The sequence below is a fragment of the Donghicola eburneus genome (assembly GCF_900115865.1).
GTDB classification, from domain to species: Bacteria; Pseudomonadota; Alphaproteobacteria; order Rhodobacterales; family Rhodobacteraceae; genus Donghicola; species Donghicola eburneus.
The window spans coordinates 365,530-384,929 of record NZ_FOXY01000004.1 but is presented as its reverse complement, the minus strand read 5'-3'; the positions used below and the strand labels follow the sequence as shown (position 1 = coordinate 384,929).

Annotated in this window: 24 protein-coding genes; 9 read left to right on the top strand and 15 right to left on the bottom strand. The window is 59.8% G+C overall.

Annotated features, from left to right (window positions below):
- Positions 1–10: 10 nt before the first annotated feature.
- The 3 genes from purH to BM225_RS09485 form a co-directional block, all read right to left on the bottom strand.
- Entirely contained in the window at positions 11–1,600 is a 1,590-nt protein-coding gene (gene purH / locus BM225_RS09495; protein WP_072709326.1) for a bifunctional phosphoribosylaminoimidazolecarboxamide formyltransferase/IMP cyclohydrolase, read from the bottom strand.
- Positions 1,601–1,627: 27 nt separating this feature from the next.
- Positions 1,628–3,373 carry a heparinase II/III family protein gene (locus BM225_RS09490; protein WP_072709324.1) on the bottom strand — a complete coding sequence of 582 codons (1,746 nt, stop codon included), beginning with the start codon at positions 3,371–3,373 and terminating at the stop codon, positions 1,628–1,630.
- Between the two features lie 81 nt (positions 3,374–3,454).
- On the bottom strand, positions 3,455–4,729 hold the full coding sequence (locus tag BM225_RS09485) for an RsmB/NOP family class I SAM-dependent RNA methyltransferase (RefSeq protein ID WP_072709322.1): 1,275 nt from the start codon (positions 4,727–4,729) through the stop codon (positions 3,455–3,457).
- Between the two features lie 70 nt (positions 4,730–4,799).
- On the opposite strand from BM225_RS09485, the gene BM225_RS09480 reads away from it, so the two are divergent.
- Positions 4,800–4,979: a DUF1674 domain-containing protein gene (locus tag BM225_RS09480; protein WP_072709320.1), complete on the top strand. Its 180-nt coding sequence runs from the start codon at positions 4,800–4,802 to the stop codon at positions 4,977–4,979.
- 6 nt (positions 4,980–4,985) lie between these two features.
- On the opposite strand, the gene BM225_RS09475 is transcribed toward BM225_RS09480, so the two are convergent.
- Both BM225_RS09475 and dapB read right to left on the bottom strand, forming a co-directional pair.
- Entirely contained in the window at positions 4,986–5,342 is a 357-nt protein-coding gene (locus BM225_RS09475) for a dihydrodipicolinate reductase (RefSeq protein ID WP_072709318.1), read from the bottom strand.
- A gap of 88 nt (positions 5,343–5,430) precedes the next feature.
- The gene (dapB, locus tag BM225_RS09470; RefSeq protein ID WP_072709316.1) at positions 5,431–6,240 is read right to left on the bottom strand and encodes a 4-hydroxy-tetrahydrodipicolinate reductase; all 810 of its coding nucleotides are present in this window, start codon (positions 6,238–6,240) and stop codon (positions 5,431–5,433) included.
- 103 nt (positions 6,241–6,343) lie between these two features.
- Here dapB and rbfA point away from each other — a divergent pair, with 103 nt between their 5' ends.
- From rbfA to truB, 3 genes are read left to right on the top strand one after another with little or no spacing between them, the layout of a single operon-like run.
- Positions 6,344–6,739 (top strand): 30S ribosome-binding factor RbfA, encoded by a 396-nt coding sequence (rbfA, locus tag BM225_RS09465; RefSeq protein ID WP_072709314.1) that lies wholly within the window; start codon positions 6,344–6,346, stop codon positions 6,737–6,739.
- Positions 6,739–7,482, top strand: coding sequence for a phosphodiester glycosidase family protein (locus tag BM225_RS09460; RefSeq protein ID WP_072709312.1), 744 nt, complete (start codon positions 6,739–6,741; stop codon positions 7,480–7,482). Before rbfA ends, BM225_RS09460 begins: the two co-directional genes overlap by 1 nt.
- A gap of 55 nt (positions 7,483–7,537) precedes the next feature.
- Positions 7,538–8,449: a tRNA pseudouridine(55) synthase TruB gene (truB, locus tag BM225_RS09455; protein ID WP_072709310.1), complete on the top strand. Its 912-nt coding sequence runs from the start codon at positions 7,538–7,540 to the stop codon at positions 8,447–8,449.
- A 3-nt stretch (positions 8,450–8,452) separates the two neighbouring features.
- Here truB and BM225_RS09450 read toward each other — a convergent pair whose 3' ends face one another.
- Positions 8,453–9,883 carry a calcium-binding protein gene (locus BM225_RS09450; protein ID WP_072709308.1) on the bottom strand — a complete coding sequence of 477 codons (1,431 nt, stop codon included), beginning with the start codon at positions 9,881–9,883 and terminating at the stop codon, positions 8,453–8,455.
- Positions 9,884–10,048: 165 nt separating this feature from the next.
- Between BM225_RS09450 and BM225_RS09445 the strand changes: the two genes are divergently transcribed.
- The 4 genes from BM225_RS09445 (at position 10,049) to rpsO (ending at position 12,265) form a co-directional block, all read left to right on the top strand.
- Positions 10,049–10,561 (top strand): DUF1643 domain-containing protein, encoded by a 513-nt coding sequence (locus tag BM225_RS09445; RefSeq protein WP_072709458.1) that lies wholly within the window; start codon positions 10,049–10,051, stop codon positions 10,559–10,561.
- Positions 10,558–10,833, top strand: a complete 276-nt coding sequence (locus BM225_RS09440) for a DUF5665 domain-containing protein (protein ID WP_072709306.1) — start codon at positions 10,558–10,560, stop codon at positions 10,831–10,833. Before BM225_RS09445 ends, BM225_RS09440 begins: the two co-directional genes overlap by 4 nt.
- A gap of 87 nt (positions 10,834–10,920) precedes the next feature.
- On the top strand, positions 10,921–11,868 hold the full coding sequence (locus BM225_RS09435; RefSeq protein WP_072709304.1) for a calcium-binding protein: 948 nt from the start codon (positions 10,921–10,923) through the stop codon (positions 11,866–11,868).
- 127 nt (positions 11,869–11,995) lie between these two features.
- Positions 11,996–12,265: a 30S ribosomal protein S15 gene (gene rpsO / locus BM225_RS09430; RefSeq protein ID WP_072709302.1), complete on the top strand. Its 270-nt coding sequence runs from the start codon at positions 11,996–11,998 to the stop codon at positions 12,263–12,265.
- Between the two features lie 57 nt (positions 12,266–12,322).
- Here the strand turns inward: rpsO and ureG are convergent, their stop codons facing one another.
- From ureG to BM225_RS09390, 9 genes are read right to left on the bottom strand one after another with little or no spacing between them, the layout of a single operon-like run.
- Entirely contained in the window at positions 12,323–12,934 is a 612-nt protein-coding gene (gene ureG, locus BM225_RS09425) for an urease accessory protein UreG (protein ID WP_072709300.1), read from the bottom strand.
- Complete coding sequence (locus BM225_RS09420; protein WP_245780443.1) at positions 12,931–13,584, bottom strand: urease accessory protein UreF; 654 nt, start codon at positions 13,582–13,584, stop codon at positions 12,931–12,933. Before BM225_RS09420 ends, ureG begins: the two co-directional genes overlap by 4 nt.
- Positions 13,550–13,990, bottom strand: a complete 441-nt coding sequence (locus tag BM225_RS09415; RefSeq protein ID WP_072709296.1) for an urease accessory protein UreE — start codon at positions 13,988–13,990, stop codon at positions 13,550–13,552. Before BM225_RS09415 ends, BM225_RS09420 begins: the two co-directional genes overlap by 35 nt.
- A gap of 4 nt (positions 13,991–13,994) precedes the next feature.
- Positions 13,995–15,755 (bottom strand): urease subunit alpha, encoded by a 1,761-nt coding sequence (gene ureC, locus BM225_RS09410; RefSeq protein WP_072709293.1) that lies wholly within the window; start codon positions 15,753–15,755, stop codon positions 13,995–13,997.
- Between the two features lie 9 nt (positions 15,756–15,764).
- Positions 15,765–16,082, bottom strand: a complete 318-nt coding sequence (locus BM225_RS09405; RefSeq protein WP_083595769.1) for a hypothetical protein — start codon at positions 16,080–16,082, stop codon at positions 15,765–15,767.
- Positions 16,079–16,387: an urease subunit beta gene (locus tag BM225_RS09400; RefSeq protein WP_072709291.1), complete on the bottom strand. Its 309-nt coding sequence runs from the start codon at positions 16,385–16,387 to the stop codon at positions 16,079–16,081. Before BM225_RS09400 ends, BM225_RS09405 begins: the two co-directional genes overlap by 4 nt.
- Positions 16,384–16,551: a hypothetical protein gene (locus tag BM225_RS21805; protein ID WP_177218592.1), complete on the bottom strand. Its 168-nt coding sequence runs from the start codon at positions 16,549–16,551 to the stop codon at positions 16,384–16,386. The genes BM225_RS09400 and BM225_RS21805 overlap by 4 nt, the downstream gene beginning before the upstream one ends.
- Before the next feature lie 24 nt (positions 16,552–16,575).
- Positions 16,576–16,878 carry an urease subunit gamma gene (locus tag BM225_RS09395; RefSeq protein WP_072709289.1) on the bottom strand — a complete coding sequence of 101 codons (303 nt, stop codon included), beginning with the start codon at positions 16,876–16,878 and terminating at the stop codon, positions 16,576–16,578.
- 1 nt (position 16,879) lies between these two features.
- Positions 16,880–17,653, bottom strand: a complete 774-nt coding sequence (locus BM225_RS09390) for an urease accessory protein UreD (RefSeq protein WP_245780442.1) — start codon at positions 17,651–17,653, stop codon at positions 16,880–16,882.
- Between the two features lie 426 nt (positions 17,654–18,079).
- Here BM225_RS09390 and urtA point away from each other — a divergent pair, with 426 nt between their 5' ends.
- Positions 18,080–19,372 (top strand): urea ABC transporter substrate-binding protein, encoded by a 1,293-nt coding sequence (gene urtA / locus BM225_RS09385; RefSeq protein ID WP_072709452.1) that lies wholly within the window; start codon positions 18,080–18,082, stop codon positions 19,370–19,372.
- Positions 19,373–19,400: the final 28 nt, after the last annotated feature.

Sequence of the window (19,400 nt, the reverse complement as noted above, 5' to 3'; positions counted from 1 at the left end):
GGCTGTCCTCTTAGTGGCGGAAGTGACGCTGGCCGGTAAAGACCATCGCGAGGCCTGCCTCGTCAGCGGCCTTAATCACTTCGTCGTCACGCATGGAGCCACCGGGCTGGATCACAGCCGTTGCGCCCGCTTCGGCGGCGGTCAGCAGACCGTCGGGGAAGGGGAAGAATGCGTCCGACGCCACAACAGACCCCATCACGGTCGGCTCTTTCAGGCCCAGAACGTCGGCCATGTCCTGGCTCTTACGCGCTGCGATACGGGTCGAGTCCACGCGGCTCATCTGGCCTGCGCCGATGCCGACAGTCGCGCCATTTTTCGCATAGACGATGGCGTTCGACTTCACGTGCTTGGCGACTTTCCACGCGAACAGCAGATCTTCGAGCTCTTGCTGGGTGGGCGCAACCTTGGTCACAACCTTCAGATCTTCGAAGGTCATCATGCCATTGTCGCGGTCTTGAACCAGCAGGCCACCAGACACCTGTTTGAACGCCAAACCAGCTGACGCCGCATTTGCCAGACCGGGGGTGGTCAGAAGGCGCAGGTTCTTCTTCTTCGCAAAGATTTCCTTGGCCGCATCGTCCGCACCGGGGGCAATCACAACCTCAGTAAAGATTTCAGTGATCGCCAGAGCGGTTTCTGCGTCCAGAATCTGGTTCAGGGCGATGATGCCGCCGAACGCGCTGGTGCGGTCACAATCGAACGCGCGCTGATACGCTTCTTTCAGAGTTTCGCCGCGCGACACACCACAGGGGTTCGCGTGTTTGATGATCGCACAAGCAGGGCCGTCCTTGGGCAGGAATTCCGAAACCAGTTCGAAAGCCGCGTCGGTGTCGTTGATGTTGTTGTACGACAGCTCTTTGCCCTGGTGCTGTTCGAAGTTCGAAACGCCGGGGCGGTTGCCGCCATCCACGTAGAACGCCGCTTGCTGATGGGGGTTTTCACCGTAACGCAGGGTCTGCTTGATTTCGCCGGCAAAGGCACGGCGGCGCGGGGTTTCGACGCCAGCAGCGCCCGCCATCCAGTTCGACACGGCCGCGTCGTAGGCCGCGGTGCGGGCGTATGCGTTCTGCGCCATCTTCTGACGGAAGCCGTAAGTGGTCTTGCCGTCGTTGGCTTCCAGCTCTGCCAGCAGCGCGTCGTAGTCTTCGACATCAACGATGGTGGTAGTAAAACCGTGGTTCTTGGCCGAAGCGCGGATCATTGCGGGACCGCCGATGTCGATGTTCTCGATCATCTCGTCATACTCGGCACCGCGGGCCAGAGCGGCCTCGAACGGATAAAGGTTCACAACCAGCAGGTCGATCTCGGGGATGCCGTGTTCTTGCATCGCCTGAATGTGGGTGCCGTTGTCGCGCAGCGCCAGTAGACCACCGTGGACCATGGGGTGCAGGGTCTTGACGCGGCCGTCCATCATTTCGGGGAAATTGGTGATCTCGGAGACGTCTTTGACCTCGAGACCTGCGTCGCGCAGGGCCTTGGAGGTACCGCCGGTGGACAGCAGCTCGACGCCGCGTGCGGCCAGCGCTTTGCCCAGATCTACGAGGCCGGTTTTATCGGATACGGAAATGAGCGCACGGCGCATGGGTGCGAGGTCTTGCATCGAGGGGTCTCCTAAGGTCGCGTTCGGTCAGTCGGTCTCGGCCGTGGCAGGGGCGAGATCACGGATCGCGCCTTCGCTATCCTGTGCTTTGGCAAAAGACCAGCGGATGCGGGTCGCATAATCTATCGCGCGGGCAGATAAAACGATCTGTTTCGTCGTTCGGGGCCGAATCCGACCTTTTTCCAGATAAACACTCGGCTGTAAGGCCAATTCACCCACGCCATCGTGGCGGAAGACCCAAACCTCACCACTTCTGAGTGTCATGGACACAGCCGTCCCACCCATGTCCAGAGTCGGCTCGACTTCTGGGTGAAGGTGGAAGCGGATGTTGAACGGCACCCCAGTCAGCGCGGTGTCATCAAGCGCCGCGTCGAATTGGCGGCGCGATTTGGGGTCGATCGTCGCCAGCAAGTCCTCTCCGACCACAGCGCGCCCGTCAAAGCTCAGGTCCATCATGCGGGCGTGGGTCAGGCCATGACTTTCGGCATATCCGTTGTGGCCACCCTCGAACTGCATCCCCTCTGGCGAGCGGGTGATCTGTGCACGCACATCGTCGGGCGCGTTGACCAAATATTCGCGCAGAATACCGCCGCGCCACGTCTCTGGCCCAAGTTGCGACGAGGACAGGCCGGTCAGGCTGAGCGTCGAATGAGAGGGCGTTGCCCGCCCTGCCCGACGCCAGTCCGCGCCAAAATCGCGGCCCGATCCGCAGTTCACCACGATAGGGCGGCGCCCTGAAGTCAGTTCGAACGCCAGTGTCGAGGCATGCGCGGCAAATCCGGTCGGTGCGGTATCTGGCGCAGCGGCATCAATCACCACGCTGGTTCGGCCCGCAGACAGGCGCGCATAGCCCATAGCAAGACCCGAACGCGGCGTAGCCTTGATCCTTGCGTTCGCCAGTGCGCGGTCCAAGCGCCCTTCAACACCGCGACCGCCACCATGGAACCGCGCCAAATCTCCGTCTGCGTGGCGCAAGGCCCGTAGGGTCGGCGCGATTCGCTCTAGCGCATCGTGAAGCGACGGCGGAACGCGATGGCCGGAGTCTTTGAGCGCAACCTTGACCCAAGCCAGCAGGTTGAAGACTTCGAGCAACTCTTCGGGATTGCGCGAGGCAATACCACCGCTCGAATCGATATGACTGTCACAGTGCCGCGCCAAGGCATCAACAGCAGGGCCGACCAACTTCTCCATGCCTTCAAGCGCGAGACCTGCGTAGACAAGGCCCGCCAGCGCTTCGGTACGAGGCAGACCAGCGCCGGCGGCGCGCCATCTGCGGGACAGAAACGTCGTCTGTCGGGCAAGCGCTGCGTAAAATTTCTGAGACTGTTTGGGTTCCGCCCCGCGCAGGATGACCAACGCATGGTTGATCCAGCGGATAATCCGGCGGCCCGTTAGATCAGGCGACCAGCCTTCTCCTTTGCCCGCACCATAAAGCGCGATCCATTCCAGCACCCATGTCTGGGCTGCAGCGCGCGCCTCTGGCGAGCCGAGCGCCGCCAGATCATCGAGCCAGGCGCACCCGTGCACTTCCATCGCAAAGCGCCCTGTGGGCATGCGGATTTTCCAGATCGAGGTATCTGGCGCTTCGATCAAGCGCCCCGCGAACAGGAAATTCCCCGCCAGCAACTGCCGCCCCCGCGCAACAGAGCCGATCGTGCGCGGTTCGGGGCTGGTCGTAAACGCGTTTGCCTTGGCCCCAAAACCAGCCAACCGGGCGTGAATGTGGTTCACGGTCCGCGTGCGTCGTTCCTGCAAACTAAGGTGCTCTGCCATTTGTAAGCCTGCCTGCAAATGCGGGCGCCGTTTCGACGTCCCTATTTTTAAGTCAGACTCTACATCCGGTAGAGATCAAAGTCACGCATTCAAGCGCAGGCACACCACGTAGAACCCGTCCATACCGCCCCGATCTGCCCAATAATCAGGGCGAAGGCGCAATCCGCCCTCGGGCGAGCGCCAAGCGTCCTCAACCCATGGCAGGTCCATCGCAACAGTATCAACTTGAACATTTGGGTTACGCGCCAGCAGCTCTTCAATCTGGACTTCGCCTTCGTCCGGTAGCAGCGAACAGGTGCAATAGACCAGACGCCCGCCGGGGTTCAGCAGTGTCAGGGCACGGTCCAGCATAACCTCTTGCAACTCGATCAAAGAGAAGAATCCGCTGCCATCCTTGGCATAGGGCAAATCGGGGTGACGGCGGATGGTACCCGTGGCCGAGCAAGGCGCGTCCAGCAAGATCGCATCGTATTTGCCCTCATGCTCTAGCGCGTCACCTTGGACGACTTTCGCCTTCAGCCCGCAGCGCTCCAGATTTTCGTGGACGCGCTTGAGACGGTCGGCGGAGATATCAAGCGCCGTGACTTTCGCGCCAACATTGGCCATTTGCAGCGTTTTGCCACCGGGCGCAGAGCAGAGATCCAGCACCTTTTCGCCCGATTGAGCATTCAGGATTTTCGCAGGGACAGCTGCGGCAGCGTCCTGCACCCACCAATCGCCTGTCTCATAGCCGTCCAGAGCGGTCACCTGCCCCGGATCGCGCAGACGCACAGAGCCCGTGGGAAGCAATTCACCGCCCAAACGCTCTGCCAGAGCAGCAGCGTCGCCTTTGGGCGTTAGATCCAGCGGAGCGCCTGCAAACTGCACCTCTTCCATGGCGGCGATGGGCTTGGCACCCCAAGCCTCGGCCAGCGGATCACGCAGCCACTTGGGCATACGCGGGGTGCGCAGGGCATCCCATGCCTCTGGCCCGTCGGTGGTGAACTTGCGCAGAACGGCGTTCACCAGACCTTTGAGCATGGCGTTGCGTTTATTGCGCGAGATGAGTTCGACATAAGAGTTCACGACCCCATGCCCTGCCTCGCGGCGGGCACAGATTTCGATCACGCCGAGGCGCAGCGCATTCTTCACGGTCAAAGACGGCTCTTTACGCAGATGCTTTTGCAGCATGCGGTCCGCACGCTCCATTCCGCGCAGAGTGTCCATGACCAGACCTTGGGCGCGGGCGCGCTCTTCGGGGGCCAAACGCTCTAGAACACCGCTGGCGACCATCTCGGCCATCAGGCGTCCTTCGCCGGTAATCTGATCTAGCAGGTACAGCGCCGTACGGCGCGGTGCGAGGCCGCTCTTGTCCATGAAACACTCCGTCATCTTGCCCGTGGGCAGATGCTGCGTATATCAAGACAATAGCCGGAAAGGAACCAAGATGAGCGAAGAGCAAAAGCGTGGCCTGCCGCCTGCTGCACAGCGGGCACTGGCCGAAGCCGAAGAGCGCCGCAAAAAGGACCAAGGACTGGACCTGCCGCCAGAGCTTGGCGGACGCGACGGCCCCGAACCCGTGCGCTATGGCGACTGGGAGAAAAAAGGCATCGCGGTCGATTTCTGAGCGCGATTAATCCAGTCCGAAATTGGCGTGGCGCCCCGCGCCGCGATCCGAGGTAAAGCGGATATCGTTGCCGTCCAGGGCAACCTGCTGGCAATTATTGCCCAGATCCTGCTGCCCCCAGAACAGGCTGCGGCAGAAGTAGCTGTCGTGCCATTGCCACGCGCCAGACACCTGTTTTCCAAAGGCGCGGCCTGTGATTTCACCGTTTTCAGAGACTTGTAGTGTGATCCCCAGACGGGTCAGATCACGCCCCTTGACCAGATTCAGGAATGCGCTCTGGTCTTTGACCACCTGCAGTTCCGCAGAGGCGCCCGTTGCCATCGCGCAGAGGGCAAGAGCAGAGAGTATGGCTTTGGTCTTCATCGCGGCCTCCGTTCACCTGTTCATAAGGAAACGTCTCAGAGGCCGCTTTGGTTTTCACATCGGGTTCACCATTCGGTGAACGGGCGACTCACAGCCCCAGCACGTCCAGCATATCATAATCGCCGGCATCTTTCCCCTGTGCCCAGAGCGCCGCTTTGATCGCACCGCGGGCGAAAACGCCGCGATCAGTGGCAACGTGGCGCAGGGTGATGCGCTCTCCATCAGCGGCGAACAGCACGTCGTGCTCGCCAACAATGTCCCCACCGCGAATCACACTGAAGCCGATATCACCGCGCTTGCGCTCTCCGGTGATGCCATCGCGGGCTCGGTCCTCAACGTCTTTCAGCGCCACACCGCGACCTTCGGCGGCAGCCTCCCCCAACATCAACGCTGTGCCCGAAGGCGCGTCGACTTTGCGGCGGTGGTGCGCCTCGATCACTTCGATGTCAAAATCTTCGTCTAGGGCTGCCGCGACCTTCTTGGTCAGCTGCACCAGCAGATTCACACCAAGGCTCATGTTGCCCGCGCGGATGGTGACGCCGCCCTGCCCAGCTTCGGCAAGCGCATTCAGGTCGTCCTCGGTGAAGCCGGTGGTGCCGATGATGTGGGCCGCGCCCGCCACAGCCGCTGTTTTGGCAAAGGAAATCGTCGCAGCTGGAGCCGTGAAATCGATCACTGCCTGCGCCCCTGCAAAGGCCGCTGCAGGATCGTCCGACACGATCACACCGCTTTCAGTGCCGCCCAACAGAACGCCCAGGTCCTGACCGACCCAGTCATGGCCCGCACGCTCGACAGCACCTGCCAGATGGACGCCGTCACGCTCGTTCACGGTTTTGACCAGCATCTGCCCCATACGGCCCGATGCGCCTGTGATGACAATACCGATGCTTTCCGACATAACCCGCGTCCTTTTCTGATATGATGCAGGTGTGACTAGCCGAGAGTTGCTGCTTTGGCAAAGGCTGCTTGGCATGGCGCGGTCAAAGGATTAGATGCGCACTATGGCTAAGAACAAATTCTCCGAAGGCCCCGGACCTTCGCAGCGTCAGCTGCGCGTGGGCGAACTCATCCGACGCACCCTGTCAGAGGTGCTGCAACGGGGCGATATCCACGACCCTGACCTGAACCGTTTGTCGGTCAGCGTGGGCGAGGTGCGGACATCGCCCGACCTCAAGATCGCTACGGCCTATGTCATGCCTTTGGGCGGTCAGGGTCAGGATCAGGTGGTCGAACTGCTGGCCCGCAACAAGAACGAGTTGCGCCGTGCCATCGGCAAGGTCACCAACCTGAAATACACGCCCGACCTGCGCTTCCGTCTGGACGAAACCTTTGACCAGATGGACGAGACGCGCCGCCTGTTCGATCAGGATACCGTCCGCCGCGATCTGGAGGAGTGATGCGCCGACTGCTTCTTGCAGCCGCGATCCTGATGAGCAGCGCGATTGCGGCGCCTGCCTCTGATTGCCGTGATCTTGAGTATCAGGGCAATGACTACACCCTTTGCGCGGTCGATCTGACCCAAGAAGACGTCCGCCTGTTCCTGAACGACGGGGAAGGCAACATCTGGGGCCAGTTCCGCAAACTGGACAACGGCCTCAAGGCCAAGGGCATGCAGCTTGGCTTTGCCATGAACGCGGGCATGTACCACCCCAACCGCGCTCCCGTCGGTCACTATGTCGAGAATGGCAAAGAAGAGATGCGCGTGATCCCCAACGCGGGACCGGGCAACTTTGGCATGCTCCCGAACGGCGTGCTCTGCCTGAACGATGGCAGCGCACAGGTCTATGAAACCCTGCGCTACGCCGAGGAAAAGCCGACCTGCCGCGATGCCAACCAATCCGGCCCGATGCTGGTGATCAACGGCGAACTGCACCCCCGTTTCCTGAAGGACTCGGATTCGCGTTACATCCGCAATGGCGTCGGCACGACCGAAGACGGCAAGACGGCGTATTTCGTCATCTCGAACAACACTGTCACGTTCCACGAATTCAGCAGCCTGTTCCGCGACGCGCTCAAGACCCCTAATGCCCTGTACTTTGACGGGAATATCTCGCGCCTTTACGCGCCGGAATTGAACCGGCACGACGGGGGGTTCCCGATGGGACCGATTGTCGGCACAGTGGTGCCAGCAGACGATTGACCAAAGCCGGTCGCTGGGGTAGGTCCGCCGACCTTGGCAGACAGTAGGGACCACTATGGCACGCAAGAAAAAAGGCCGCGATATTTCGGGCTGGCTGGTGATCGACAAACCGGCAGGCATGACTTCGACCGCTGTGGTGAACAAGGTCAAATGGGCCTTTAACGCGAACAAGGCGGGCCATGCGGGCACCCTTGATCCCGATGCAACCGGCGTTCTGGCCGTGGCATTGGGCGAGGCGACCAAAACCGTGCCCTACATCACCGATGCCATGAAGGCCTATGAGTTCACAGTCACCCTTGGCGCGGCCACCAATACCGACGACGAAGAAGGCCAAGTGATCGCGACCTCGGCCAATCGCCCGACGGATGACGAGATCAAAGAAGCCCTGTTCGGCTTTGTCGGCGACATCATGCAGGTCCCCCCCAAATTCAGCGCTGTGAAGATCGACGGACAGCGCGCCTATAAACTGGCCCGCGATGGCGAAGACGTGGAACTGGCAGCCCGCCCCTTGTTCGTCGAGGAACTGCTGCTGGTGGACCGTCCCGACGCGGACCACGTGGTTCTGGAAATGACCTGCGGCAAGGGTGGCTATGTCCGCTCGATCGCGCGCGATTTGGGCGAAAAGCTGGGCTGCCATGGCCACGTGCAGCGCCTGCGCCGCATCTGGTCCGGTCCCTTTGATGCCGCCGAAGACGGTGTGACGCTAGAGCAGATTGAAGAAAGAGCGCGCACGCCCGAGTTGGACGAGTTCCTGCTACCCGTAGAAGCCGGCCTTGATGACATGACCGAAGTGACCGCCACCCCCGAAGGCGCCGTGCGTCTGAAGAACGGCAACCCCGGCATGGTGATCGCATCGGGCGTTGAATACGGCGAAGAGGTTTGGGCCAGCTACGAAGGCAAGGCGCTGGCCGTCGGCACCTTTAAGTCCGGCAACCTGCATCCCGTGCGCGTGTTCAATCTGGACTAAGCGTCAGCCGATCTGGGAAATCTGGGTGATGTTTTCGTGCACTTTCACGACGACATTCGCCCGGAGGCCCTCGGCCAAGGGCTGCCCATCCAGCCCGTAAACGGTGTCGTCACCGCCATTCACGTAGCCGACCGTCACCCAGCTGCAGTTTTCCAGAACGACAGCGGGCTGATCATCGATCAGGATGGTCGTCGCACCGCTCTCCTCATCAAAGGCCGAGGACACACGACCACTTAGGTCATACGTGTCGTCCTCCTGCATCATCTGATCCAGCCCGGCGTCAGAGAGCTTACCCACCAGCGTACCGCTCCCGTGAGTGATCATAGTCCCGCCCGTGCCGTAGATCGTCAGGGTCTCTTGCCCGGGCCGGAAATCCGTAATCACCGACGCTTCGTCACCCGCAATCGCGCTAAATGTGTCCGTCCCGTGCCCGCCGGTGATCGTATCGCCAGCGTCGATATAATTGATGATATCATCACCATCATCGCCGTGGGCATCATCGGCAGCGCCGTTCCCGCCCAAGCTCACATCCGCGACACGGGTGTAGGTAGTCACGCCCATATCGTCACCGATATAGCTGTGCTCGACAAAGTCGTCGCCAAGCATGACGGTGTCGTTGCCAGAGCCACCGATGATGGTATTCGCCCCATAAGACGTGATGTGGTCATTCCCGGTACCGCCGCGCAGAACCGCATTATCGCCGTTCGCGACGAGGGTGTCGTCCCCTTGGTTTCCGTTCAGGATGCCACCACCCCCGGTTATCAGGTCGTCATTCCCGTCACCCGCCTGCACATTCGAACCGCTTGAGTCGCCTGACATTCGGATCACATCGACACCAGCGCCGCCATAGACCGAGGCATTGCCCGTTCCCATCACATAGCCCGTCCAGTCATCGCAGAGATAGGCCGTGTCATCATCCTCGACGTGAAGAACGGTGTATCCTGAGCCGTCGCAAATATAGACGGTGTCAGCGCCAGCGCCTGTGACGATCTCTGTCGCGGCATGGCCCCAAACCTCAATATAGTCGTCGCCATCACCGCTATCGACCTGTAGCAGAGCATCACTGTCCTTGGCCGCAGCAAAGCCGTTTTCGGGATCAGAGCGGTCATCCGACTCGTAAAACCACGCCATTTCATCTTGGCCAGACAGCAAGTTGTCCAAGTCAGTGCGGGCAGCATAGGTCCAATTGCCTGTCGCATCATCTTCGGCTGTGACGTAGATTTCGTCGTCATGGGCCCCAGACAGGAAATCTTCCATGCTGGAGACTTCGAACGGTCCAACAGGCTCGACATCTTGTGTGTCTTCGCCTTCGTTCAGGGACTCCTCATCCGCCTCGCGCAAACCAGTTCGCGCGAGCATGCTCAGGCCGCCGTCCCACCCAAGCACTAAGCCCGAGAGAGCGCCGCCCAAACCAAGCAGCATCAAAAGTTCCATCCATTACTCCATGGGCGTGAGTCGGCCCATCAAGGTAATCGGCACGCTGATCCCGCTTTTTAGGGAGACATTTCAAAAAAGCGGAAATCCGAGACACTTTGCGCCCAGAGGCACAAAGCAACATTCGCGTTGCAATTTCTGCGCGTTTGCCTGCACTACAGCGCTATGCTGACACGGACCCATATCAAAGACGACGCACCTTCGGTCGCCACATATTCAGATTGCGAACGCTATCGCTACAGCCTGACTCGGACGTGGGACCCTGACGGCAAACGCGCTCTTTTCGTCATGCTGAACCCCTCTACCGCCACCGAGGTTCAAAACGACCCCACGGTTGAACGCTGCGAACGGCGCGCGCGCACTCTGGGCTTTGGCAGCTTTGAAGTCACCAACATCTTTGCGTGGCGTGATACCGACCCCAAGGCGATGCGAGCGGCAGCAGACCCAATAGGCCCTTACAATGACCAAGCAATCCATGACGGCGCCCTACAGGCGGACCAGATCGTCTGCGCTTGGGGGACACATGGCGCCCATTTGAACAGAGGCCCCGAAGTCGAGCGTCTACTTCGCGCAACAGGTCGGCCCCTGTTCCACCTAGGACTTAGCAAAGCTGGCCACCCCAAGCACCCCTTGTATATTGCATATAACGTACAGCCCGTTCTTTGGAGCCAGAAATGAGTCAGACAGAAACCGCACAGCTGCGCCAAGAGATTGAGCGCCTGAACAACCACAAGTTCCTGCGCGTCCACGACAGCTACCGCAAAATGATGTTTTACCAGTTTTTGCGCGGGATTTCGTTTGGGCTGGGTTCGGTCATGGGGGCGACGATTCTTGTTTCCTTCGTTGGTTTCTGGCTGTCCAAGATCGAATTCGTCCCACTGATCGGGGACTATGCCGCACAGATCGCGACAGAGATCATGCAAGAAATGCCTGAAGACTCTCGCAACTAATCAACTGTTAACCGGTTTCTCGAAAAACACTGCGATTCCATAGCGTTCCAGAGTAGCTTCAACACTGTTCATGTGTAGGAGGCCGAAATGCTGATGCTGGCCAGTTTACTTGGTGCCCTGATGGTCGGGGCCATGACGGTAATGCCCGAGACCGGTCAGGTCGATGCAGAGCCGGATGATAGCACCGAAGACGAAACCGAAGAATTACGCGCCGAAACGCCAGAGTCCGGCGATATTCTGACCGGCAGCGCAGATGACGACACGCTGGATGGCGGCAGTGCCTCTGAGCAACTGGTTGGCTCTGACGGCGACGATCTGATGTCCGGCCACGCTGGGAACGACAGCCTGAACGGGCAATCAGGCGCAGATAGTTTGTTGGGGGGTGATGGCACCGACACACTCTCTGGCGGCGACGGAGACGACTTGCTTGATGGCGGTCAGCACGAAGATGTCCTGAGTGGTATGACAGGCGGCGACACTTTGGTGGGTGGTTCGGGGACCGATAGCCTGAACGGCGGCCCAGATAACGACCTGCTCCGCGGCTCAGGGGGCGACGATCAACTTTCCGGCTGCTTGGGGGATGATACTCTGGTTGGCGGCGGCGGGAGCGATGCACTCTTTGGCGGCCAAGGCAACGATGTGATCGTCGATCGCAGCGATGATCTGGATTTTCTGAATGGGGGCCTTGGGGATGATACGCTGATCGGCGGCATGGGCGACTACTTCCATGGCGGAGACGGCAGCGACATCTACGCAATAGAGCTGTCCGAGGAAATCAGTGACGAAACAGCACCCGCCATCATTCAAGATTTCGACGCAAAAGAGGACGATCTCTTTGTGCTGTACGACGATAGCATGGACGAAGACACGCCAACCCTCAGTCTGGATCAAGGCCTAGGCGAAGATGGAATGCGGTGCATTCGCGTTGACGGTACAGTGGTGGCAAAGACAGATAGCACCAGTCTGACAGAGGATGACGTGATCCTGCTTAGCGCGCGCGAAGCTGCGTCTTTCGGGCTTCACGCATTCGCCTGACAAAGAGCCTTTATTTTTCAGACAGAATCGCGTAACAGCACGCATCCGCTGTTGCGGATATCTCCAAGGGCCTTGCTGGACGACATCCCGGCCTGAGCCATAACCCTTAACCTAACAGGAGACCCCGATGTCGATCACTGTTGAAGAAAAAGCACGCATTCTCAAAGAATTCGCAACCAAAGAAGGCGACACCGGTTCGCCCGAAGTACAGGTTGCTATCCTGACCTCGCGTATCACCACCCTGACCGAGCACTTCAAAACCCACAAGAAAGACAACCACTCGCGTCGTGGTCTGCTGATGATGGTTGCTCAGCGCCGCAAGCTGCTGGACTACTTGAAGGGCAAAGAAGAAGCACGTTACCAGGACCTGATCAAGCGTCTGGGCATCCGTCGCTAATTCAGGAACCTAGACAGGTTTCGAAAGGGTCGCCCGAGGGCGGCCCTTTTTCGTTTTTCAAAACCCGCCAATTTTCGACAGCAGCTCCACGACCTGATCCACACCCTCTTCCTTGCGGACAGACGCGAAGACAAAGGGCAGGCCTTTACGGACGCGGGTGGCGTCTCGGTCCATGACCTCGAGCGATGCGCCCACATGGGGGGCCAGATCCGTCTTGTTAATCACCAGAATGTCCGAGCGCGTGATGGCGGGGCCACCTTTGCGCGGAATTTCCTCGCCCGCGGCGACATCGATTACATAGATGGTCACGTCCGCCAGTTCGGGGCTGAAAGTCGCCGACAGGTTATCGCCACCGCTCTCGATCAGAACGATTTCCACGTCGGGATGGCGTTCCTGCATTTCGGCAACAGCGGCAAGGTTGATCGACGCATCCTCGCGGATCGCCGTGTGCGGGCAGCCGCCCGTTTCCACGCCGATGATGCGGTCCTGCGGCAGGATCTGCATGCGCATCAAGGCCTCGGCATCCTCTTGGGTGTAGATGTCGTTGGTGATCACTCCGATCGAATGCGTGTCTTTGAGGCGCTTGGACAGGGCGGCGGTCAGGCTGGTCTTGCCGGCGCCGACAGGACCCCCGATCCCGACCCGCAGCGGGCCATTCCGTTTGCTCATGTGCGGAAAATCCTTGGACTTAGTACTTCGTGCTGCATGGCCGCGATGTCGGCGGCAAAGCATTGGCTGGTGATGTCATCGCACCCCAACCCTTTGGTTTCTTCGGCAACTTCTGCGCAGAGCGGCGTCAGGTCCGTCAGGATGCGCTGGCCATTCGTGTGCCCCAGCGGCATCAAGCGTTGCGCCGCCGCGATCATATTAGAGACATAAGCGTGCAGGTACATCTGGATCGCCAGATCGACCGGCAAGTCCAGCGCCCGCAGCCCCTGCCCCAAGGCAACCGGGTAGCTCAGGTTTGCTACGGGCAAATTCCAAACATTCGCCAACTGCAGGCAAAACGCACGGCCGATGGATTCGGTCTCCAGCAACCGCTCCCGACTGGCGCAAAACGCGCGGGCGACCTCGTCCACCTCGGCGGCATTGTCGGTTTCGGCAGCGGCGCGGATCAGGATCGCGTCCGACCGTCCCGTGCCGTGGACCAGAAAATCCGCCAGCCAGTCCTGCAATCCATCGACGGTCAGGCCACCCGCCACAGCCGACTCGAGCCCGCTGGAATAGGCGAACGCGCCCACCGGAAAGGCAGGCGAGAGCCATTGGGCCAGCAGGATCGTGGCGTCAGTGCGCATGGGAATGGGTGCGTCCGTGACCATAGGCCCCACCTTCGGGGGTGAAGGGCTCGGTGACTTCGGCCACATCGGCCCCCAGTTTCCCCAGCATATCTTGGATCACGTGGTCGGGCTGGATCAGCAGGCGATCCTCTTCGATCTGGCAGGGCGTGTGGCGGTTGCCGATGTGCCATGCCAACCGCACCAGATGCTCCCCGCGCACTTGCAGCAGGGTTTCAGGAGCAGCAACGATTTCGATCTCGCGACCGTCCTCAAGGATCAGGGCACCGCCATGATCCAAAGAGGTGGTCTGTTCGAGGTCCAGCAGGAATTCGAGCCCGTCGTCCGTGACCAGCACGCGGCGGCGCAGGAAGCGCGCCTCGTAAGTCAGGGAAATGCGGGCAGCCGGAGTGCCGTGGGTGTGGTTATGGTAGGTATTTGCGACGATCATAGTCTTAGAACAGGAAGTAACGTTGGGCCATCGGCAGGGACTCGGCGGGCTGACAGGTCAGCAATTCGCCGTCTGCGCGGACTTCATAGGTTTCGGGGTTCACCTCGACCTTGGGCAGGGCGGTGTTCAGCTTCAGATCGCTCTTTCCGATGCCGCGGGTGTTTTGCACCGCGACGGTCTGCTTGAATATCCCCAGCTTCTTGCCGATGTCGTCCGCTTGGGCGGCCTCGGACACGAAGATAACCGCCGAGTTCTCGACCGCACGGCCATAGGCGCCGAACATCGGGCGCGAATAGACCGGCTGCGGCGTCGGGATTGAGGCGTTGGGATCGCCCATCTGGGCCATCGCAATACTGCCACCGATCAAGACCATCTCGGGCTTCACGCCAAAGAATGCGGGGTTCCACAGCACGAGGTCGGCGCGCTTGCCTTCTTCGATGCTGCCGATCTGGTGGCCGATGCCATGCGCAATCGCAGGATTGATAGTGTACTTGGCGATGTAGCGGCGGACACGGAAGTTGTCGTTGTCGCCGGTTTCTTCGGGCAGGCGACCACGCTGCTTCTTCATCTTGTCGGCGGTCTGCCATGTGCGAATCAGCACCTCGCCGACGCGCCCCATAGCCTGACTGTCCGACGCGATGATCGAGAACGCGCCCATGTCGTGCAGGATGTCCTCGGCGGCGATGGTTTCGCGGCGGATGCGGCTTTCGGCAAAGGCGATGTCTTCGGGGATCGATTTATCAAGGTGATGACAGACCATGAGCATGTCGAGGTGTTCCTCGAGCGTGTTCACCGTGAAGGGGCGGGTCGGGTTGGTGGACGAGGGCAGAACATGCTCTTCGCCGCAGATTTTGATGATGTCGGGGGCGTGACCACCGCCCGCACCTTCGGTGTGGAAGGCGTGGATGGTGCGACCCTTCATGGCTTTAACGGTATGCTCAACAAAGCCGGATTCGTTCAGGGTGTCCGTGTGGATCATCACCTGAACGTCCATCGCATCGGCCACGCCAAGGCAGCAATCGATCGCGCCGGGGGTGGTGCCCCAGTCCTCGTGCAGCTTCAAGGCGCAAGCACCCGCCTTGATCTGTTCTTCAAGAGCCGCAGGGAGCGACGCGTTACCCTTGCCCGCGAAGGCAAGGTTCATCGGGAAGGCATCCGCCGATTGCAGCATCCGGCCAATATGCCAAGGGCCGGGGGTACAGGTGGTTGCCAGCGTGCCGTGCGCGGGGCCAGTGCCGCCGCCAAGCATAGTGGTCAGGCCGGAATGCAGGGCGTCCTCGATCTGCTGGGGGCAGATATAATGGATGTGGCTGTCGAACCCGCCTGCGGTCAGGATGCGACCTTCGCCCGCGATGACCTCGGTGCCGGGGCCAACGATGATGTTGACGCCAGGTTGGGTGTCAGGGTTACCCGCCTTGCCGATCTTGTGAATCCGCCCATCCTTGAGGCCAACATCCGCTTTGTAAATGCCAGTCCAGTCTACAATGAGCGCATTGGTGACCACGGTATCAACGGCACCGTCAGCGCGCGTAGTCTGGGCTTGGCCCATACCGTCACGGATGACTTTGCCTCCGCCGAACTTCACCTCTTCGCCGTAGATCGCAGCGTTGGGGCCATCGCCACCGGTGCGGGCGGCACCAACGGCTTCGGCGGTCAGGTCGCGCTCGACCTCGATGATCAGATCAGTGTCGGCTAGGCGCAGACGATCGCCCGTGGTCGGGCCGAACATCGCTGCGTAATCGGAGCGTTTAATCGTTGCGGGCATAGGAAACTCCTAGAAAGTCTTCGGACCGAGGCGGGTCAGGCGTTTGTGGTTGGCAGAGGTCCGGCGGCGCAAAGGCTTCGCGGCTTCCATCATCACGACGTCAGCAGTTTTTCCGCTCATGGCGGCGATAAACGCCTTTTGGCTGGACTTGGCAAAAGCGACTTGTTTTTCGCTGATCATGCGGCTGTTTTCGCTGTTTGGCACCGCCCACAGACCCGACATACCCAGCATTCGCATTCCGATCACGGCAGAGGCCTCAATGGCCATGGCAGTGACATACATCTGTGCACTGAATAATTTGAACGGGTCCGGGAAGGGGTTGTTCATTCAAGCTCGCCCATGATCTGCTGATTGAAGCCATAAATTTTGCGGGCACCGCCCACTGGGATCAGTTGCACTTCGCGGCGCTGGCCCGGCTCGAAACGGACGGCGGTCCCTGCGGCGATGTCCAGACGCATGCCGCGCGCAGCGGCGCGGTCAAAGTCGAGCGCAGGATTGGTTTCCGCAAAGTGGTAGTGGCTGCCGACCTGAACGGGGCGGTCACCTGTGTTTGCAACCATCAGGGTGATCGCCTCGCGATCCGCGTTCAGGGTCAGGTCCCCTTCGGCGGGAAAAAGTTCTCCGGGGATCATTGGCGCGCCTTCCATGCAACCGCAGCCAGCGCGATGATGCCCAACGCGACCGCAACGGGCAGCCAGTTTTCGGTGCCGTGGGGATGCATGTGGATGCCATCGTTGTGAGCCTGAGCAGCAGTCGCGGTCAGAAGAACGGCCAAGGGAGCAACAAAACGTTTCATGATAAATGTCCTCTGATCGGGAAGTTAGCGAATAGGGTTGTGGACGGTGACCAGCTTGGTCCCGTCAGGAAAGGTGGCCTCTACCTGCACTTCGTGGATCATTTCGGCGATCCCATCCATGCACTGCTCGCGGGTGATGACTTCGGCACCGGCTTGCATCAAATCTGCGACCGAGCGGCCATCGCGCGCGCCTTCGACAACCGCGTCGGTGATCAGGGCAATCGCTTCGGGGTGATTCAGTTTAACACCGCGGGACAGACGCTTGCGCGCGACCTCGGCGGCCATAGCCACCAGCAGCTTGTCTTTTTCGCGAGGCGTGAGGTTCATTCTATAGTCTCCATGAACGTGGAAGATCGTTACCCGTCAGTAAATCGAGAACAGGCAAAAGCGATTGGCGCAGGCCAAAACCGTCGGCGGCCAGAAAGCGCATCACGAGCGCCCCCTCGGCGACCAAAGAGGCACCAGCAGTGTTGGGCAGCAGATCACGAATCCGGTCAAGGTAAGCTTCGGCATCAGGGGCAGCGTACAGGACAAAGGCCATCGCGCGAGCGCCATTTCCAACACCGGGCCGGTCAAGCTGGCTCGCGATGTCCCCGCGCAACAGAGTTGCATCACGGAACAGCACTTTATCGTCTCTGGTGATGGTGATGCGGTCGGACAGTTGCGCCTGCTGCACCGTCTCACCCATCGCGAGACGACCGAACAAAACGGGCTCTACCATGAGGAAGCGACTGTCGCTGGTGATCGAGGCCTCTAGACTTCGGCGCAGATAAGCATTGTCGAACAGAATGGTCTCTTGCGGCAGCCAATCCAGCCTGGATCCAGGCTCTGCACACAAGCGCGTGGTCACGGACCCAGCGGTCTGGTCACTGCTGCGATAGATTCGCTCTGCCGCTTGCGTGGTGAGTCGCAGCGTCGAATCGGCACCTGCGTGCGCGTCGATCCGCAGCGTATCCCCGCCCGTGATCCCACCCGACGTATTAATGACGACGCCTTCGACAGCATCACGGCGCGAGACCGATAGAAACTTGGCAGAGCCCTGCTGACGCAAGGTTCCCAAAGAAGAAGCCCCGCGCCCCAATGCCTTGGAGGTAATCTGCAACGTCCCGTGCGATCGAGGCTGCGTATTGGATATGGTGTCGAGACAGGTGATCTTTTTTCTTCCGGTAAAAAACTTGCTCTCTGGATAGGCAGTTTGACCGACAAGATGCCAGATGTGCACGTCAAATCAGCATGGGTCTCATTATTTTAGATTAACAAATGGGCAATCAACAACATAATCGCACACTAATTAATCAAATAACCGCGTTCCCTCACGAAGTTGGGAACCAGCACTTTCAATCAAGCGACCAAGCGGCAACCAATTCCGACACCAACAGGTGAGACTTCTCACAAGGGTGTGTGGCGGCCGAACGACTGCAATCAAACAACCGCCACACTTAGTGCAACTCAAGTTGCAGGGCATCGCTAAGGGAACCGGCCACATCAAACAAGGCCGTCAGCCGTGCTCTGCTGGAGAAAAGGTATGATGAACATCAAAACCGCCCTGCGTACTGTACTTCTGGCCAGCACCATCGCTTCGCCCGCTCTGGCACAGGATTGCCCCGCGGACGGCCCGATCAAGGTTGGCGTTCTGCACTCGCTCTCGGGCACCATGGCCATTTCGGAGACCACTCTGAAAGACACCATGGAAATGCTGGTGGCAGCTCAGAACGAAAAAGGCGGCGTCTTGGGTTGTGAACTCGAAGCGGTCGTCGTTGACCCTGCGTCCGACTGGCCCCTGTTCGCTGAAAAAGCGCGCGAGCTGCTGACCGTGCACGAAGTTGACGTCATCTTTGGCAACTGGACCTCGGTGTCGCGTAAATCGGTTCTGCCCGTCATCGAAGAATTGAACGGCCTGCTGTTCTACCCCGTTCAGTACGAAGGCGAAGAGTCCTCGAAGAACGTGTTCTACACCGGTGCGGCTCCGAACCAGCAGGCGATCCCTGCGGTTGACTACTTCCTCGACGAACTGGGTGTAGAGAAGTTCGCTCTGCTCGGCACCGACTATGTCTACCCCCGCACCACAAACAACATCCTCGAGTCCTATCTCGAAGGTAAGGGCATCGCGGCCGAAGACATCTTCGTCAACTACACACCCTTCGGTCACTCGGACTGGTCCAAGATCGTTTCCGACGTTGTCGCACTGGGTGCAGACGGCAAGCAGGTTGGCGTGATCTCGACCATCAACGGCGATGCGAACATCGGCTTCTACAAAGAACTGGCAGCAGCGGGCATTTCGGCTGACGACATCCCCGTCGTTGCATTCTCGGTTGGCGAAGAAGAACTGTCGGGCCTCGACACTTCGAACCTCGTGGGTCACCTGGCAGCATGGAACTACTTCATGTCGGCAGAAACCGAAGCCAACGCAGAGTTCATCAAGCAGTGGCACGCCTTTATCGGCGACGAAGCACGCGTCACCAACGACCCCATGGAAGCACACTACATCGGCTTCAACATGTGGGTGAACGCTGTGACCGACGCTGGCACCACCGACGTTGACGCCGTGCGCGAAGCAATGTGGGGCCAAGAGTTCCCGAACCTGACTGGCGGCACCGCAGTCATGGGCACCAACCACCACCTCGCGAAGCCTGTTCTGATCGGCGAAATCCGCGCAGACGGTCAGTTCGACATCATCAGCCAGACCGAGCCGGTTGCTGGCGACGCATGGACCGACTTCCTGCCCGCTTCGGCTGTTCTGGAGTCGGATTGGAAAGATCTGGGCTGCGGTATGTACAACACCGAGACCCAAACCTGCGTTCAGATCGAATCGAACTACTAATCTGATCGAACGATCCAGAGGGGGCCAC

Bases quoted from the DNA above. Each gene is read 5' to 3' on its own strand.
- BM225_RS09450 (WP_072709308.1), bottom strand. From the start codon at position 9,883: ATGGAACTTTTGATGCTGCTTGGTTTGGGCGGCGCTCTCTCGGGCTTA.
- urtA (WP_072709452.1), top strand. From the start codon at position 18,080: ATGAACATCAAAACCGCCCTGCGTACTGTACTTCTGGCCAGCACCATC.
- rbfA (WP_072709314.1), top strand. From the start codon at position 6,344: ATGGCTAAGAACAAATTCTCCGAAGGCCCCGGACCTTCGCAGCGTCAG.
- truB (WP_072709310.1), top strand. From the start codon at position 7,538: ATGGCACGCAAGAAAAAAGGCCGCGATATTTCGGGCTGGCTGGTGATC.
- BM225_RS09400 (WP_072709291.1), bottom strand. From the start codon at position 16,387: ATGATCCCCGGAGAACTTTTTCCCGCCGAAGGGGACCTGACCCTGAAC.
- BM225_RS09405 (WP_083595769.1), bottom strand. From the start codon at position 16,082: ATGAACAACCCCTTCCCGGACCCGTTCAAATTATTCAGTGCACAGATG.
- BM225_RS09435 (WP_072709304.1), top strand. From the start codon at position 10,921: ATGCTGATGCTGGCCAGTTTACTTGGTGCCCTGATGGTCGGGGCCATG.
- BM225_RS09445 (WP_072709458.1), top strand. From the start codon at position 10,049: ATGCTGACACGGACCCATATCAAAGACGACGCACCTTCGGTCGCCACA.
- BM225_RS21805 (WP_177218592.1), bottom strand. From the start codon at position 16,551: ATGAAACGTTTTGTTGCTCCCTTGGCCGTTCTTCTGACCGCGACTGCT.
- BM225_RS09440 (WP_072709306.1), top strand. From the start codon at position 10,558: ATGAGTCAGACAGAAACCGCACAGCTGCGCCAAGAGATTGAGCGCCTG.
- dapB (WP_072709316.1), bottom strand. From the start codon at position 6,240: ATGTCGGAAAGCATCGGTATTGTCATCACAGGCGCATCGGGCCGTATG.
- BM225_RS09420 (WP_245780443.1), bottom strand. From the start codon at position 13,584: ATGGTCACGGACGCACCCATTCCCATGCGCACTGACGCCACGATCCTG.
- BM225_RS09460 (WP_072709312.1), top strand. From the start codon at position 6,739: ATGCGCCGACTGCTTCTTGCAGCCGCGATCCTGATGAGCAGCGCGATT.
- BM225_RS09395 (WP_072709289.1), bottom strand. From the start codon at position 16,878: ATGAACCTCACGCCTCGCGAAAAAGACAAGCTGCTGGTGGCTATGGCC.
- BM225_RS09475 (WP_072709318.1), bottom strand. From the start codon at position 5,342: ATGAAGACCAAAGCCATACTCTCTGCTCTTGCCCTCTGCGCGATGGCA.
- rpsO (WP_072709302.1), top strand. From the start codon at position 11,996: ATGTCGATCACTGTTGAAGAAAAAGCACGCATTCTCAAAGAATTCGCA.
- ureC (WP_072709293.1), bottom strand. From the start codon at position 15,755: ATGCCCGCAACGATTAAACGCTCCGATTACGCAGCGATGTTCGGCCCG.
- BM225_RS09490 (WP_072709324.1), bottom strand. From the start codon at position 3,373: ATGGCAGAGCACCTTAGTTTGCAGGAACGACGCACGCGGACCGTGAAC.
- ureG (WP_072709300.1), bottom strand. From the start codon at position 12,934: ATGAGCAAACGGAATGGCCCGCTGCGGGTCGGGATCGGGGGTCCTGTC.
- BM225_RS09485 (WP_072709322.1), bottom strand. From the start codon at position 4,729: ATGGACAAGAGCGGCCTCGCACCGCGCCGTACGGCGCTGTACCTGCTA.
- BM225_RS09415 (WP_072709296.1), bottom strand. From the start codon at position 13,990: ATGATCGTCGCAAATACCTACCATAACCACACCCACGGCACTCCGGCT.
- BM225_RS09480 (WP_072709320.1), top strand. From the start codon at position 4,800: ATGAGCGAAGAGCAAAAGCGTGGCCTGCCGCCTGCTGCACAGCGGGCA.
- purH (WP_072709326.1), bottom strand. From the start codon at position 1,600: ATGCAAGACCTCGCACCCATGCGCCGTGCGCTCATTTCCGTATCCGAT.